The sequence below is a fragment of the Mesorhizobium sp. M0217 genome (genome assembly GCF_040321955.1).
Lineage (GTDB): Bacteria > Pseudomonadota > Alphaproteobacteria > Rhizobiales > Rhizobiaceae > Mesorhizobium.
The window spans coordinates 79,092-95,077 of the sequence record NZ_JAMYSN010000003.1; the positions used below are offsets into that span (position 1 = coordinate 79,092).

A 15,986-nucleotide genomic window follows, 5' to 3' on the forward strand; every position below is an offset into this window, starting at 1 on the left:
CGTCACTGCTAATCTGCGGGGTTCCTTTGGTGCAGGTAGGTCGTGTCGAAATCTCCTGCGTGAGTGAGGCCAGCCCAGTCCAGTGCGTGAACTTTTGATCCCGAGGTGGCAATGAGGCCTCTGCGTCGTAGTTCCTGGAGCATCCGGTTGACGTGGACCGTGGACAAACCCAGTGCATCGCCAAGGGCCGCCTGTGTAATGGGGATATCCGCCACGTGATCCTGAATGCGCCCCATGGAGCGCAAGCGAAAAATCAGTTCGCACAGGATGTGAGCCATGCGGGTGTATGCCTCGCGTCTTCCCACATTGATGACCCACTCCCTGTAAATCGCGGCATCTATCAACGTCGACCGCCAAAAAGCGGTAGCGATGCGAGGGTGCTGGTCGCAAACGGCGCGCAGAGTGTCATGCCGCATGAAACCTATTCGCGCCGGCGTAAGGGTCGAGAAGTTACAATCCATGACCGACAGATGCAGCCCATGCAGATCAGGAATGTCGCCGGCGACGAAGAATGATGTGATTTGTCGCTTTCCTTCGCCCGTATGTTTGGTGGAACCGACCAAGCCATCAAGAACGATAAACGAGTAAACAGGACGGTCGCCCTCGCGCACCAGATCGTGGTTGGCCAAATATTCCTTCTCCTGGATCGGAATGCCTTTCAGAGCGCCGATGTCGGCCTCTCGAAGATCCGAGATGGTCTGAAGCTTGCGAATGAGTACATCCGAGGATGAGGTGGGGAACAAATTGACTACCTGGCTGATGTTAGTGATCGAACTATTATCCGCGCCAAAAGTTCCGATTGGGATGGGGACATATGCGCGGCGGCAGAAGGCGCCGCCGTGCGGCATGGTCCCATGCCTGGAGCGTTTTGCCAGCGTCGAGGGTGGTTGAAGATCCCGGAATGATCGAAGCACCAGTTTTTTAGGACAGCCATAGGTGAGCCAGGCAGCAATGCATTAACCTATGACATAGGCTCGGTTAGAAATTGTCCCGCTGGGCAGCCAGCCCCAGGAGTTCGCCGATCACGGCGCAGCTTTGACCCTTCGCTCCGCCCTTTCGAGGGCTGCACCCGCAGCCCGTCCTGGAGCTCTTTGATGCGGCACCAGGAACGGGGTGGCTCCGCTGACGTTGTCTCAGTGGCAAGGTGAGATTTCAGTGAACAGGCATATTTCGCGGACGGATGTCGAACAAATCGATCACACGGATGACAGCGGGTTTGCGATAGGGCACGGCGGACCGCCATCCTCAGCAATCGCGGTAGCGCTGGCCCGTGGCCTGGAGACCAGTCGGGACAAGCACATCATCCACATAGCTCCCTCGGAACGCAGTGCCGAGGAGATCGCCGGCGCCTTGCGTCAGTTCCTGCCTGACGCGGATATCATCTTGCTGCCGTCCTGGGATTGTCTGCCCTACGACAGGGTATGGCCCACACGCGCCAATATGGGGCGAAGGCTTCGCGCGTTGCGTGAGATCGCAACGAAGCCGGATCGCCCGCGCATCGCTGTGATGTCGCTCGAAGCCATTCTGCAGCGGGTGCCGCCTGCTCCGGTCATCGCTGGCGGTTTCACAATTCTGGAGGTGGGACAAAAGCTCGACCGTGACGATTTCAGAACCAGGTCCGAAGCCATTGGCTATGTCGTCGACGAGAGGGTCGACGAACCGGGTGAGATAGCCTTTCGGGGCGATCTCATCGATATTTTCCCTGCTGGCGCGGATGGCCCCGTTCGCGTCATCGTTGGTCCCGATACCTGCATCTGCCAGCTCAAGACCTACGACCCGCTCAGTCAGCTCAGCGATCAGGTTCGAGACTCGGTTACGGTCGGACCGGCATCCGAGCTGATCTTTAAAGCTGGTGAGCATCCTGAGCTGACAGCGATGCGCGCGACGTCGATGGAAGAGCGCCTGGTCGCATCGTATGGCGCTATGCCATCCGTCTTCGATGCGGCTTCCAGCGCCTCGATCTCCTTCCTTGAAGAGACCGACGGGCAGCCGCTCGGCAGAATTCTGGATCTGGTCGAGGATGCACGTCGTGCCAGGCAGGAGGCAGCCGGAACGAAAAAACCTTTGCCGGGACGATTTTACCTATCCCGTGAAGAGTGGGACGCTGCTCTGCTTAACCGCTGCTGCGTGAGACTTGCCGTTTCTGCCGTGGGAGTTCCCAAATTCTTCCGCCAGGCCCGACCCGGGCATGATTTCGCGGAATTCGTCACAAGGCAGACGAGCGCCGGAGTCAGAGTAGTGTTCACCGGCGATGCCTCTGAATTGCAGCGAGCAGATCGCCTACTCGATAGGAGACTAGGCCGGCGGGCAGAGGAAGCGGCCGACTTGCCGCAAATCCTTTCGGCCGCGAGGGGCTCTCTGCTCAAAGCTGAATTCGTCCTCGACGAAGGGTTTGTCGACGCGCAATCCAATATCGCGGTGGTGGCCGCATCCGACCTGTTTGGTCCCGCGTTGAAGGCGAACGGGAGCGCGACCACAGGCATACTCCAACCCGAGTTGCGCATTGGCGATGTCGTCGTTCATGAAGACCATGGCCTGGGCGTGCTCGCCGCGGTCGAACAGGTCGAGTTGGGTGGCCAGCAACAGGATGTCGTCAGGCTGGAATATCATGGCGGTGCTTCCTTGCTGGTTCCGGTCGACGACTTTGGACGAATATGGCGCTACGGTTCGGAACCGGAGGCAGTGTCGCTCGATCGCCTCAAAGGCGAGGGCTGGCCGAAGCGACGCGAAGCTGCGTTGCGCGAGATCGACAGGCTGGCCAAGCGCCTCTTGGGCCTTGCCAAAATCAGGTCCAGCCAGCCTGCCGAGATCATGAAGCCCTCCCGCACGGACTTGGCTCGTTTTGCGGCGAGATTTCCCTATACGGAGACGCCCGACCAAGCGGCCGCCATCCGCGCTGTGCTCGATGACCTTTCGTCGGGAAGAACAATGAACCGGCTCGTCTGCGGCGATGTTGGCTTCGGCAAGACAGAGGTCGCCCTGCGTGCTTGCGCCGCCGCCGCTCTCTGCGGGAAACAGGTTGCTATCATAGCACCGACAACAGTGTTGGCACGACAGCACTATGAGACGTTCAGCCGCCGCTTCGCGGGAACCGGCCTGCAGGTCGCCCACCTTTCTAGGATGGTCGGGGCAGCGGAGGCGAGAGCGGCAAAAGCGGGTCTACGGAGCGGCCAGGTTACGGTCGTTGTGGGTACTCAGGCCCTGGCGTCCAAGAGCGTCACCTTCGCCAATCTTGGACTGCTGGTGATCGACGAGGAGCACCGGTTCGGGGTCAAGTTGAAGCGGGCCCTGCGGACCATGACGCCTCGCCTCCATACGCTGAGCATGAGCGCCACACCGATACCCCGGACGCTGCAATCGGCGTTGTCGGGCATCCAGGACGTCAGCGTTCTAAACTCTCCGCCCGCCAAAAGACGTCCCGTTCGCACGATCTTGGCAGCGTTCGATCCAGCATCGGTGCGCGCGGCCCTTCTGCGTGAATTCCACCGGGGTGGACAGAGCTTTTTCGTGGTCCCGCGGATCGAGGATATTGCCCCGGCCTGTGACCAACTGAACAGACTGGTGCCGGAACTCGGGGTCAAGACGGCGCATGGTGAAATGAAGGGGAGACAGCTGGACGAAGTCATGGTCGGATTCGCCGACGGTGATGGCGACATTTTGTTGAGCACCGACATCATCGAGAGCGGCCTCGATGTGCCGCGGGCCAACACCATCATCGTTTGGCGCCCCGACCGGTTCGGTCTGGCGCAGTTGCACCAGCTGCGGGGCCGGGTCGGAAGGGGGGCGGTGCAGGCCGTAGCGTTTCTTCTGACCCAACCTGGCGTTGAACTGGCCGAAGGCACCAAGGCCCGGCTTTCGACGATGCTTGCGCTCGATCGGCTCGGCTCCGGCCTGGCAATCAGTCAAAGAGACCTCGACCTGCGTGGCGCCGGAGATCTTTTCGGCGAAGACCAGGCCGGGCATATGAAGCTGATCGGAGTGGGCTTGTACGAGCACTTGCTGGAGCGGGCGGTCTCGGCGGCTGGCGGAGGGGCCGACTTCGGCAAGCAACTTGCCGAGATCAATGGCTCGGGAAAGGGGGCTTTTCCCGAGAGCTATGTCGACGAGCCTACGGTGCGCGTTGGCCTCTATGCGCGGCTCTCCCGCATCCGTTCGGAGCCGGACCTCGATACATTCAGCGAAGAGCTCGAGGACCGCTTTGGAGACATGCCTGGCGAAGTAGCCCTTTTGCTGGAATTTACCAGGTTGCGAATAGCAGCGTCGGAATTGGGCGTCGGCAAAGTCGATGTGGGTCCCGAGGCTATCGCGATCACCCCTCGGTACAAGCCGTCGGCGTCCCAATGGCGGAACAGCAAGGCGTTGGGCCTGGACTACCGGAAGGGCCGCCTGATTTTCAGGCCGATCCAGCCCAGCGTCTCAGGCATCGATGCGGTTCGCTTAGCGCTTGATGCCCTACGCGCAGCCCAGCCAAAGCACGAGATCTGACGAGCCTTTTGTCTCCTGGGGCCATCGGTGCGAATGGTGCACTGTGGGCGGCCGTGCGTTCGCAGGGCAGCGTTCAAGGCATGGTTCCGGTTTGATGGGGTGTCATGGCAGCCATGTTTTCATTCAGGTGGGCCATGATCCAGATAGAGCCCAGAACCACCAGCGCGACGATCAGCACGCCGAAGGCCAGGGCCAGGATGTTGTTGGTGTTGTCCGGCCCGGTGGTCAGGTGCAGAAAGAAGACAAGATGCACGCCCATCTGCGCAACAGCGAGCACCACCAGGGCCGAGATGACCGCGGGCTGGTAAATCAGATCGGTTCGCGCCGCCAGGAATGACGCGATCGTGAGCAGGATGGCCAGCCCGAAGCCGAGCACATAGCCCGAGAGGCCCCCAGCCGTTTCGTGCTCGCTTATGTGTTCCTCGCCCGGCGCTGAATCGCGGCGGTCCTGCAACTCGCCGGTCTTGCTCTCGAACTCGGTCATGACGATGCTCCCAGCAGATAGACCAGGGTGAAGATGGCAACCCAGATGATGTCGAGGGCGTGCCAGAAGAGCCCGAAGCAGTGGAGCCGCCGCAAGATGTCGGGCCGAAAGCCCTTGACCCACAGCTGCGCCATCATCGTTCCCAGCCAGAGCAGGCCGAGACCGACATGGGCACCGTGGCAGCCAACGAGCGCAAAGAAGGCAGAAAGAAATGCGCTGCGCGAGGGGCCTGCCTGCTCGCCGATCATTGCCGCGAACTCCTGTAGTTCCAGGAACAGGAACGCTGCCCCGAGCAACCCCGTGACGAGAAGCCAGAACTGCGTGGCAGCCATTGATCTGCGACGGGTGGCGAGTGTTGCCACGCCGCCGGTGAAGCTCGAAGTGAGCAGAAGGCCCGTCTGGACCGCAACCCGTGTCGGTTCGAACAGATCCTTGCCTGTCGGTCCGCCGGCGGTTGCCTTGGCGAGCACGGCGTAGGCGGCGAAAAATGCCGAGAACATGATGATGTCGGACAGGAGAAAGATCCAGAAGCCGTAGGTCACCGTGACGAACTTTGAGGCCGGGCCGCCTTCTCCGTGGCCCGTCGCAGAGCGCACCGCATGCCGACCGGTGTGATTAAGCCGATACGGGTCCCGTGCCTGGGTGCCGGCGCTGATGTCGCCGGAGAATGCGTGATCGCTCATGCCGGGCGCTCCCACCCGCGCAGCCGGGCAAACTGGGCTGCCTTGTGGTCATGGTCGATGCGGGCGACCTCGTCGACAGGGATCTCGTAGTCTCCATGATCGCGCCAGGCGAATACGACGAAGGTTGCGTATGCGCCGATGAAACCGACGATCGCCAGCCACCATATATGCCAGATCAGCGCGAAGCCGATCAGTGTGCTAAAGAAGGCGGTGACGAAGCCAGTCGGGCTGTTGCGAGGCATCTCGATCGGCTCATATGCCTTTTCCTCGTCCGAGCTCTGTTCGATCCCTCGTTGCTTGATGCTCCAGTAGGGCTCTTCGTCTTCCACGTGAGGCAGCCGTGCATAATTGAAGACAGGAGGAGGGGAAGATGTCGACCACTCCAGCGAACGCCCGTCCCACGGGTCGCCGGTTTCGTCGCGAAACTTGTCGCGATGCCGGATCGAAACGAAAAGCTGTGTGATCTGCAGCGCCGCGCCGGCGATCATCACCACCACGCCGAAAGCGGCCACCACCAGCCACGGCGCCCAAAGGTCCATATCGATATGTTGCAGGCGCCGCGTCATGCCGAGCAGACCGACGATATAGAGCGGTACGAAGACCAGCATGTAGCCGGCCAAGGTGACCCAAAATGCCGCTTTTCCCCAGCCTTCGTGCAAACGGAAACCGAACGCCTTGGGGAACCAGTAGGTGAAGCCGGCGAATGCTCCAAACAACACGCCCGAGATGATGACGTTATGGAAATGCGCGACGAGGAAAAGGGAATTGTGTAGCACGAAGTCGGCCGGCGGGACGGCAAGCAGGACGCCAGTCATGCCGCCGACGGTGAAGGTGGTCACGAAAGCCAGTGCCCAAAGCATCGGCGTGTCGAAACGAACGCGCCCGCCATACATGGTGAAGAGCCAGTTGTAGATTTTCACACCGGTTCCCACGGCAATGACCGACGTGGCGATGCCGAAGGCGGCATTAACGTCCGCTCCGGCACCCATGGTGAAGAAGTGATGCAGCCAGACCATGAACGAGACGATGCAGATGAACATCGTGGCCGCGACCATCGAACGGTATCCGAACAGCGGCTTCGATGAAAAAGTCGAGAAAATCTCGGAAAAGATTCCGAAGGCGGGAAGCACCAGGATGTATACTTCGGGATGGCCCCACGCCCAGATCAGGTTGACGAACATCATCTGATTTCCACCAGCTTCGTTGGTGAAGAAGTGGAAGCCGAGATACCGGTCCAGCGTCAGCATTGCGAGCGTGGCGGTAAGGATCGGGAAGGCTGCGACAATGAGCAGGTTGGACGCGAGCGAGGTCCAGCAGAACATCGGCATTCGCAGATAGCCCATTCCCGGCGCCCGCATCTTGAGGATGGTCGTCACCAGGTTGACGCCGGTGAGCAGCGTGCCGACGCCGGAGATCTGGATCGCCCACAGATAATAATCGACACCGACGCCCGGCGAGTAGGCGGTTTCCGACAAAGGGGCATAGGGCAGCCAGCCGGTGCGCGCGAACTCGCCGACCACAAGCGAGATGTTGACCAGCAGGGCTCCGGAAGCCGTCAGCCAGAAGCTGACGGAATTGAGCGTCGGAAAAGCGACATCGCGTACGCCAAGCTGCAGCGGCACGACGAAATTCATCAGGCCGATCATGAACGGCATCGCGGCGAAGAAGATCATGATCGTGCCGTGCGCGGAAAAGATCTGGTCGTAATGCTCCGGCGGGAGGTAGCCCGGCCCGTGAATCGCCAGCACCTGTTGTGTGCGCATCATGATAGCATCGATAAAACCACGAAGAAGCATGAGCATCGCCAGCACAATGTACATCACGCCGATGCGCTTGTGGTCGACCGAGCTTATCCACTCGCTCCACAGATATGGCCAGTAGCCCTTCACCGTTATCCAGCCAAGCACGGCGGCTGCTGCCAGAAAGACGCCAAGGGCTGCGCCGAGGGGGATGGGTTGATCGAAAGGAACGGCCGACCAGTCGAGCTTGCCCAGCATCGTCATTCTGCGCCTTGTGGATGATGGGTCATCGTTGCCGCCGCCGCGGGTAATGCCCTTGGGCTCACCTGTGGCTCGCCGCTGGCTGCGCTCTCAGCAGGCCCCGGACCCGGTGGGAGCGTCTGCTGAACGACCGCTTCGAACAGCCCAGGCTGGACATGACCGAAGGAAGCCGGCGCCACATTTGTGCTTTGCCGGGCGAGTTCGCGATAGGCGTTGGCGTTGAGCACGCCGCCCCCGCCACGCAGCGATGACGCCCAGCGGGTGAAGGCATCGGCTGAAACCGCGCTCACACTGAAATTCATATCCGAGAAGCCGTCGCCGCTGAAGTGCGCCGACTGGCCGAAAAAGCTGCCCTCGCGGTCGGCCTGCAGATGCAATTCGGTCTGCATGCCGTTCATGACGTAGACCATGCTGCCAAGCTGGGGCACGAAGAACGTGTTCATCACGCTGGCCGAGGTCAACTTGAAACGCACTGGAACACCGGCGGGAATAACCAGTTGATTGACAGCGCCCACGCCCTGCTCGGGATAGAGGAACAGCCATTTCCAGTCGAGCGCCACCACCTGAATGTCGAGCGGCGGCTGGCTAGAAGGGATCGGTTTGCGCGGATCGAGCTGATACGATCCGTAGTAGATCAGACCGCCAATGAACAGGATGGTGAGCGTCGGGATCGACCAGACGATCAACTCCACGCGTCCCGAATAGGTGAACTCCGGGTTATAGCGGGCGTTGCTGTTCGAGGCGCGGAACTTCCAGGCGAATGCCAGAAGTGCAACAAGCGTGGGAACAACGATCACCAGCATCACCGCCAGCGAGTTCAAAAGGATCGTGCGATTGCCGACACCAATTGGTCCTTGGGGATCGAGCACTCCCCCCGCGCAACCGGGCAAGAATGCGCCTCCGACGATCCAGAGCAGTTGGCGTGTCAACTTAGGGCTGGATGGCAACAACACCGGCTCTGCAATCTCTCTTTGCGGGAACGCGGGCTAGAGGCATGCGTTCGTCGGGTTTCCATCTGAGCCTCCCCATGGCGCGGAACCTCGCGGCACTTCGCAGGGTGTCGCCACCTGAGCGAGTGCCCCAACTGTCGCCGGCCGGGTTTGTTCCGCTGGACCGAGTTACTCTGTCCGATGGTCCCGCCTTGGCCCAATCTGGCCATTCAGAACGATGGCGGCTCGATTGGCCTAGCTATCGGCGACGCTGGCTCTCGCACGAATTTCAATTTCGGCGGGACGGCGAATACCCTGAATCGCTCAGCCAGATTATCGAGAGCCTGACGCATGCCCACTCCCGCAGCAGCCGCACCGTGTCCACTGATGACCATCTGGGGACCCAAGGCAGCCAGATGCTTCACGGACCTTTCCGCTGCATCCCAGTCTGGCGTGAAATAGCGCGGCGGACCGTGCATCTCGAGATCCTGAATGGCGACTTCATAGACCGACTCCTGACCGGTGGTGATGAAAGCGTCTCCTACAATGAGCGAGCGGTCTTGCTCGCGCCAGAGCGAGATATGCCCAGGGGCATGTCCGGGTGTGTGCAGCCATTGCCATCCGGGCATTCCGGGGATCGATCCATCGGCGGGCAAGGGTTGCAAACGGCTGCCAAGATCGATTGGCCCGCGTGGAAAAAGCGGTGAAAGCAGCGCCATCAGTCCACCCCCAACCCAGGGATCCGGTGGCGGATAGGATGTGGTTCCGTCCAAATAGGGGTGCTCGAGTGGATGGGCGAAGACAGGCACGTCCCAGCCATTTGCGAGTTCTAGAACCGTTCCCACATGGTCGAAATGGCCATGGGTCAGGATGATTGCAGCCGGCCGTGCGTTAACGCCGAACCGCTTTTCCGCGACCGCTAGAATGCTGCTGCGAGACGTCGGCAACCCGGTATCGATCAGCACCCAGTTCCGATCTCCGCTGCCCGGTGCGCCGAAGAACACGACATTGACGATTGCTAGCCGCAAGTAACCCAGGTCCGGTGCGATGCTCCAAGCGCCGTCGCCACGATCCTCGCGCCTGGCGTGGTCGATCTCGGAAAGTCGAATCTGAACGGTCATGTGATCCCATGCCTCTGTTGTTGCCGAGCAGCCGCTCGAGTGGATGACGGCGGCTGTACATCGCCCCGAACTTGGGACGGGCCTCCTTGTTCCTCATTTGCACGCGGCGCCCGGACAGTTCACCACCGGAACAAAGGCTCTACCAATGGGTTCGGCACTACCCGGCCACGCAAGGACGAGCTGGACTGAGCAACGAACATGGGGCGCGCCCGACTGAATTCGGTATTTCGCCAACGCGGTTCCCGGTCCGGACAAGGCGGCCGAGTTCGAAGCCGATTGCCCAAAGGAGACTTCGAAAAATGAGCGAAGTGGGACGCCAGACGGAGGCCTCGGTTCCGGAAGCTTCGCGCTTCGCCAGTTTTTTCATGGCAGGCTTTGAATGCTCCTCGCACCGGCGCAAGGACGGCGTTCGCCTCGATCTTATTCGTGCGACCTCGCATAATTTGCATGCCCTGGGCGACTACCGCGGCTGCGCCGAACTCGGCCTTCGCACCATCCGCGACGGCCTGCGTTGGCATTTGATCGAAACCGCTCCCGGAACCTATGACTGGTCAAGTTGGGCGCCAATGGTGGAGGCAGCCCGATCGGCAGGTGTTCAGGTAATCTGGGACATCTTTCACTACGGATCTCCGGACCATGTCGATCAGGGCTCGCTGCATTTCATCGACGCCTATGCCTCGTTCGCGGCAGAAGCCGTCAAGGTACACCGTTCGATCACCGGAACATCGCCTCTGTTGTGTCCCATCAACGAAATCTCCTTTTTCGCATGGGCTGTTGAGGTCGGCTATTTCCCGCGCGTGGGGCCGAACAAACGTGGATGGTTCAAGCGGCACCTCGTGAAGGCCGCCATCGCGGGTGTTCGTGCAATGCGGGAGATCGACCCCGCCTGCAGATTTGTCTGGGCCGAGCCGCTTATCCATATCGCCCCTCGCGACCGAACCCGCAGCGAACGGCGCCGGGCCGAAAACGCCCGACAGGGGCAGTTCGAAGCTTACGACATGTTGCTGGGCCGCGTCGAACCTGAGTTGGGCGGGAGCGAAGATGTTGTCGATGTCGTGGGCTTGAATTTTTATCCGCACAATCAATGGTACGTAAACGGGCCGACGATTCCGATGGGACACCACGAGTACCGCGCCCTGTCGGAAATGTTGCTAGAAGTTGCTCATCGATACGGCAAGCCGATGTTCATTGCGGAGACCGGCTCCGAGGGATCCGGCGGGCCGGCTTGGCTCCATTATGTCTGCGACGAGGTGCGTTCCGCAATCAGTCTCGGAGCGCCGATCGAGGGTATTTGCCTGTACCCGATAACGGCCTACCCGGGCTGGGACAATTCGCGACATGCCGAGGTCGGTTTGTTTTCCGTCATCCAGGCTGACGGCAGGCGACACCTGCGCAAACCCACAGCAGATGAACTGGCCCGTCAGCAAGGTCTTCTCGTGGCGGACACGACACCTTGAAGAGGCCTAAAACGAGGGAGGGGCGGGCGAGCGTCTGTCTCGAAACGCCGCCCGCGCCGGTGCGGTGCATCAGCTTTTTGCAGTCGCCCCAGCCTCGCGCAGCCTGGCATATCGCATGGTAACGTCGCTCAGATTTTCCTTGAGCCAGTTGGCCATGGCTTCCTCTTCGTTCAGGTTCTGCTTGAGGGCCCTTTCAGCATCCTGGAAGCCCCCGGCGTCGGCCAGTACCAGCAGCGAATTGTAGGCAGCGATCTCGTAGTTCTCGAATGCGAAATTCGCCAGGCTGTTCTTGATGATCTCGTCGCCGGCCATCGAATGTCCAATGGCGGCCACGCTGCCAACCATCGACAAGGCAGTGTCCTTGAGGGTGGAGTGCTCCTCGCCAAGGCCCTCCAGGACGGACTCGAGTCTCGTGATCTGGCCTTCGGTTTCCTGAATGTGCCGGCGCAAGCGATCGGCCACCTCCGGATAGTTCTCTATACGCTCGACCTGAGGCTTCATGATCGACAGCGCTTGATTTTCCATGGCGTGCGCGTTGCGCAAGCCGACGATAAATATCTCACGGCTTTCCGAGTTGAAGTTTGTATCCATCGAGTTTCTCCTTCTGATACCCGCCCGATCTTCCGTCTTGAAAGAAACTATCTTCTCGGCTCGGCCAACAACGGCTCGTCCGTGCGCGCCCAGGCCGGGAGGCTTTTTTGGATGCGCGAGAAAGTGGCCAGAGCCTGTCCGACTACCTGGTCCATGTTGTAATAGCGGTAAGTTGCAAGCCGACCGACAAACCAGACGTCTGGGCAGCTTGCCGCGAGCGCTTCATAGCGCTTGTAGAGCACTTCGTTTTCGGGCCGGGGCACGGGATAGTACGGGTCCCCGATGTCCGTGGGGTATTCGTAGGTCAGGCTGGTCCGCGAACTCTGCTGGCCGGTCAGATGTTTGTACTCGGTAATGCGCGTGTAATCTTCCGTCTGGGGATAATTGACCACGGCAACCGGCTGAAATTGCTCGCAATCCAGTGTAACGTGCTCGAAACGAAGCGAACGGTACGGAAGGTGCCCGAGCTGCCAGCCGAAATATTCATCGATCGGGCCGGTATAAACCATGCGCCTGAACGGTATCTTCTCACGAATTTCACGGAAGTCGGTCTGCAGCATGATCTTGATGTTCGGATGATCGAGCATGCGTTCGAACATCCGCGTGTACCCGCCGGCCGGCATTTTCTGGAAGCTGTCGCTGAAATAGCGGTCGTCACGGTTGGTCCTGGTCGGCACTCGTGCCGTCACGGATTTGCTCAGCTGACTGGGATCGACGCCCCATTGCTTTCTTGTGTAGCCGCGGAAGAATTTTTCATAGAGCTCGCGCCCCACGGTGCTGACGACGACGTCCTCAGCCGTTCGGACATCCTCCACCGTTTCGCGTCGCGACGCGAAGAAATCCTCCAGCTGTGCCGAGGTCAGGTCTAGCCCGTAAAGCCGGTTGATGGTGTCGAGATTGATCGGGATGGGAACCAGTTGCCCGTCCACGGCCGCCAACACCCTGTGCTCGTACGGCCGCCATTGCGTGAACTGCGAAAGGTGGTCCACGATCGTTTGGCTGTTGGTGTGGAAGATGTGCGGGCCGTAGCGATGGATGAGGATGCCGGCTTCATTGTAGCAGTCGTAGGCGTTGCCTCCCACATGGCTGCGGCGATCGATCAGCAAAACGCTTTCCTGACGCTGCGACGCTATCCGTTCGGCAAGCACACTGCCGGCGAAACCCGCGCCGACGATCAGCCAATCGAACATGGCTATGCACTCCTGCGAAGGGGCACGACCTTCTTGCGTTGGTAGGCGCGCTCAATGTGAGCTGCCATGGCATTCCATGTCCGTTCCCAGGACATGTCCGCAAGATAGGCATCGACTTGCTGCAGGAGCATCTGACGCGGTCGCGAAAGGACGGAGCGCAGCTTGATTTCCAGATCGTCACAGTCGGCGATTTCCACCAGCCCGGCAGCACCGTAACTGCGCACCACGTCGACGATTGCCGTCGAGATCACCGGCAGACCCGCCGCGAGAAATTCCGGCGTCTTGGTCGGGCTGATGAAACGCGTCGCCTCGTTGAGGGCAAACGGCATCCATCCGGCGTCCCAATGGCGCAAATAGTCGGGCAGATCGCAGTAGGCTTTCGGGCCAAGCCAATGCAGGTTTTCGGCTTGCGGCAGGCTTGCAGGGTCGATCTTGACAACCGGACCGAGCATGACGAAATGCACGTCCGGCATTGTCTTTGCCGCTAGCGCCACGAGATCGACGTCCAGCCGCTCGTCGATGACGCCGAAATATCCAACCCTCGGGGAAGGAATGCCCGCCTGGTCGGCTGGGTCCCTTCCTGGCCGTCTTGCGGTGTGAAAGTGCCTCACATCGATGCTGCTCGGAAATGGAAAGATGGCGGGATGGAGGTGACGCTTGGTCTCGAACAAGCTTAGACCACCGGTGAAAACCAGATCCGCGCGGCGCAGAAGCGCCTTTTCCATCTGGCCCAGCTCGGGGGGCGCATTCCTGAACGCAGAGAGTTCGTCCATGCAGTCATAGACGCATATGTCTGGGTCGAGGAATTCCGTAAAGCGAAGAGCCATTGGGGTGTAGTACCAGGCGATCAGCCGGCTATGCGGCATAGAAGCGATGGTCTGCTGCACAAATCTCCGCTGGACGGCATCTGCTTTCGCGGCCGACGTGCCAAGCGGCAGCACTGGTGTGACAATCAGAATGTTTTCCGATGCCACGCTCGTCCGCATCAGCGGCTGCGGCAATTCTTCGAAAACGGGTTCTTCAAAGTAGACCACTCGCTGCTGAGCGGATGCGAGAGTGAGGAGATGCTGCGGACGCTGGTGAACAAAATTCCATCGTAAGTGGGAGAAGCAAACCAGTATATTTTCGCGACGAACATATTGACTGCCGGTTACCCCGCCAAAGGCCGCTTCCATTGACATACTCCCTCTGTGACACTATTTATGTTACGATTAACATTTGTTAATCGCGAATGGAGAGAACTACTTAGTTCCAGCTCCTAACTTTCGATCAGGTGAGTTGTTCCAACTGAAATGAAGAAGGCCCGGTCGCCCGCTTGGTCCACGCACGAAGCGGGATCTGGTTGCGTAGGCGAGGGCGGCTGTCGGGACCCGGCCGCCACTGAAAGCGTGGTTGAACGACGAATGCTGGTGGACAGCGGCATTGCCGTATTTGCGTTCAACTCGTTGGCTATAGAATGTGCCTAACATCAATGATTCGCCTGTATCTCTGCGCGTCTCCGACTGCCGAGGCGAATTCCGGGGCTGACATGAACATCAACTTTGAAACCAACGTTTTTCCACTGTTTCATCCGCAAAGCGTGGATGATCTCAAGGACCCGTGTCCTGTCTTCGATGGCCGTGTCTGGCACGTCTTCGGGTCAAGCGGCACGGTCACCACCGAGACGTGGAGAATCTTGCATGCCACGGCGCCCGATCTTTATGGGCCGTGGGCCGAGCATGATCCGATCGAACTTCCAATCAACGGCACTGGTGTTGCGGCTCCCGGTGTGACCCACGAGTGCGGCGTCTTCCACATGTTCATTCAGACGGAATTCATGAAGTCGGGTGGCCGTTGCGAGCATGCGGTTTCCAACGACGGGTTCCATTGGGTAGTCCTCAGTCCGGCCATTCTGGCCATCCCGGACACGGAAGAGGACGGCATTTACGATCCGCATCCAGCAGTCATTGGCGGTGGGCGCTACCTGGTTTATTCGGCGATGCCAAAATTCACCAGGGTGCCTCAGCCCGACATCTATCTGGCACGTAGCCAGTCCGACTCGTGGTTCGGTCCGTGGAAGCGGATCGGCAAAATCCTCGACCACAACGATGTTCCCCACCATAACACCAGAGATGATCCCGACTACGAATGGGGCATTGAGGGCGCGCAACTGATCGAGCTGCCGGACGGCCGGGTGCTTCTCAACGCCACTTGCTTTCTTCCGAATGGCCTTCGGGGAAACCGGCAACGGGTGTTTTTTGCCATCGCCGACGAGGTCAGCGGGCCTTACGTTTCGATCGGCCCGGTGCTGGAGCCAGGTCAACCGGGCGAGAACGGCCACTCGACAGTGATGATCGATGGCAGTCAGCTTTCACTGTTCTACCAGAGCCGGGTTGCCACAACCGATCACCGATGGCGCTATGGTTTAGCCAGATGCGACGTCGCTCTCTTTTCAAAGGTCGCGTAATTTCCAGGCTGCCATTAGCGCCTTCAGGCGGATGCGCGTCATGCGGCCATGAAACTCCTGAGGGTTGAAGGTGATCCGCGTCGGTGACGGCAAGTAAAGTGTCATCCGACGCAGTAGGAGACACGACATGGCCGATGCGGATTGACGATTGCCGCGATCGCACTTGGCGGGCGGCAAGTCGGGAAGGCCGGCCCTAACTCTGTCGCTCTTAGCGAAATGACTTGAGCCGTTCGTCAATTTTCTCCGTGGCATTGATGACACCGCCAGATGCCCTGCCAATGAGCTCATAGCTATTTCTTCGGTCCCTTGACAGGGAATGTCGCGTCGCCGTCTTTTTTGCCGGAGATCACCCGCGGATCGGCGCTGGCGACGCCATCGCTTCCGCCGCCCTTGTGGTCCTTTTCCGACTGACCCTTTGCGTCCTGCTCGGGTGTCCGTTTTGATGTTCGAAGCGTCTTGTCCGCCATCATGGCCTCGCGTTTGCCATCCAAACTTCCGGCAATTTCGAAAGTTCCACCGCCGCTTAGCAGGTCGAAGGAACCAGTGAGTTGGAACGTCGTGGCGGGACGTGAGTTGTCAGCAAGGATATTCACCCGCAGG

13 protein-coding genes are annotated in these 15,986 nt (G+C 59.9%); 3 read left to right on the plus strand and 10 right to left on the minus strand.

Annotated features, from left to right (window positions below; translation table 11 throughout):
- Nucleotides 1–8: 8 nt before the first annotated feature.
- A complete protein-coding gene (locus tag NKJ18_RS07420; RefSeq protein WP_352758033.1) occupies nucleotides 9–848 on the minus strand; it encodes a Crp/Fnr family transcriptional regulator in 840 nt (279 codons plus the stop codon).
- 307 nt (nucleotides 849–1,155) lie between these two features.
- Here NKJ18_RS07420 and NKJ18_RS07425 point away from each other — a divergent pair, with 307 nt between their 5' ends.
- Nucleotides 1,156–4,485, plus strand: a complete 3,330-nt coding sequence (locus tag NKJ18_RS07425) for a DEAD/DEAH box helicase (RefSeq protein ID WP_352758034.1) — start codon at nucleotides 1,156–1,158, stop codon at nucleotides 4,483–4,485.
- 73 nt (nucleotides 4,486–4,558) lie between these two features.
- On the opposite strand, the gene cyoD is transcribed toward NKJ18_RS07425, so the two are convergent.
- The 5 genes from cyoD to NKJ18_RS07450 all read right to left on the minus strand — a co-directional run bounded on the left by cyoD (nucleotide 4,559) and on the right by NKJ18_RS07450 (nucleotide 9,702).
- Nucleotides 4,559–4,969 (minus strand): cytochrome o ubiquinol oxidase subunit IV, encoded by a 411-nt coding sequence (gene cyoD / locus NKJ18_RS07430; protein WP_023687822.1) that lies wholly within the window; start codon nucleotides 4,967–4,969, stop codon nucleotides 4,559–4,561.
- Nucleotides 4,966–5,652, minus strand: a complete 687-nt coding sequence (locus NKJ18_RS07435; protein ID WP_023681134.1) for a cytochrome (ubi)quinol oxidase subunit III — start codon at nucleotides 5,650–5,652, stop codon at nucleotides 4,966–4,968. The genes cyoD and NKJ18_RS07435 overlap by 4 nt, the downstream gene beginning before the upstream one ends.
- The gene (gene cyoB, locus NKJ18_RS07440; protein ID WP_023681135.1) at nucleotides 5,649–7,649 is read right to left on the minus strand and encodes a cytochrome o ubiquinol oxidase subunit I; all 2,001 of its coding nucleotides are present in this window, start codon (nucleotides 7,647–7,649) and stop codon (nucleotides 5,649–5,651) included. Before cyoB ends, NKJ18_RS07435 begins: the two co-directional genes overlap by 4 nt.
- 2 nt (nucleotides 7,650–7,651) lie before the next feature.
- Nucleotides 7,652–8,617: a ubiquinol oxidase subunit II gene (gene cyoA / locus NKJ18_RS07445; protein ID WP_198024395.1), complete on the minus strand. Its 966-nt coding sequence runs from the start codon at nucleotides 8,615–8,617 to the stop codon at nucleotides 7,652–7,654.
- 194 nt (nucleotides 8,618–8,811) lie between these two features.
- Nucleotides 8,812–9,702, minus strand: coding sequence for an MBL fold metallo-hydrolase (locus NKJ18_RS07450; RefSeq protein ID WP_023668030.1), 891 nt, complete (start codon nucleotides 9,700–9,702; stop codon nucleotides 8,812–8,814).
- A 299-nt stretch (nucleotides 9,703–10,001) separates the two neighbouring features.
- Between NKJ18_RS07450 and NKJ18_RS07455 the strand changes: the two genes are divergently transcribed.
- Nucleotides 10,002–11,159, plus strand: a complete 1,158-nt coding sequence (locus NKJ18_RS07455; RefSeq protein WP_023668031.1) for a hypothetical protein — start codon at nucleotides 10,002–10,004, stop codon at nucleotides 11,157–11,159.
- A 69-nt stretch (nucleotides 11,160–11,228) separates the two neighbouring features.
- On the opposite strand, the gene NKJ18_RS07460 is transcribed toward NKJ18_RS07455, so the two are convergent.
- From NKJ18_RS07460 to NKJ18_RS07470, 3 genes are read right to left on the minus strand one after another with little or no spacing between them, the layout of a single operon-like run.
- Nucleotides 11,229–11,750, minus strand: a complete 522-nt coding sequence (locus NKJ18_RS07460) for a ferritin-like domain-containing protein (protein WP_023687824.1) — start codon at nucleotides 11,748–11,750, stop codon at nucleotides 11,229–11,231.
- Nucleotides 11,751–11,797: 47 nt separating this feature from the next.
- Nucleotides 11,798–12,940 carry a UDP-galactopyranose mutase gene (glf, locus tag NKJ18_RS07465; RefSeq protein ID WP_023668033.1) on the minus strand — a complete coding sequence of 381 codons (1,143 nt, stop codon included), beginning with the start codon at nucleotides 12,938–12,940 and terminating at the stop codon, nucleotides 11,798–11,800.
- 2 nt (nucleotides 12,941–12,942) lie between these two features.
- Nucleotides 12,943–14,115, minus strand: a complete 1,173-nt coding sequence (locus NKJ18_RS07470) for a glycosyltransferase family protein (protein ID WP_023704621.1) — start codon at nucleotides 14,113–14,115, stop codon at nucleotides 12,943–12,945.
- 353 nt (nucleotides 14,116–14,468) lie between these two features.
- Between NKJ18_RS07470 and NKJ18_RS07475 the strand changes: the two genes are divergently transcribed.
- Nucleotides 14,469–15,386, plus strand: a complete 918-nt coding sequence (locus NKJ18_RS07475; RefSeq protein ID WP_023668035.1) for a glycoside hydrolase family protein — start codon at nucleotides 14,469–14,471, stop codon at nucleotides 15,384–15,386.
- 290 nt (nucleotides 15,387–15,676) lie between these two features.
- Here the strand turns inward: NKJ18_RS07475 and NKJ18_RS07480 are convergent, their stop codons facing one another.
- Nucleotides 15,677–15,979 (minus strand): hypothetical protein, encoded by a 303-nt coding sequence (locus tag NKJ18_RS07480; protein ID WP_155929678.1) that lies wholly within the window; start codon nucleotides 15,977–15,979, stop codon nucleotides 15,677–15,679.
- Nucleotides 15,980–15,986 lie beyond the last annotated feature (7 nt).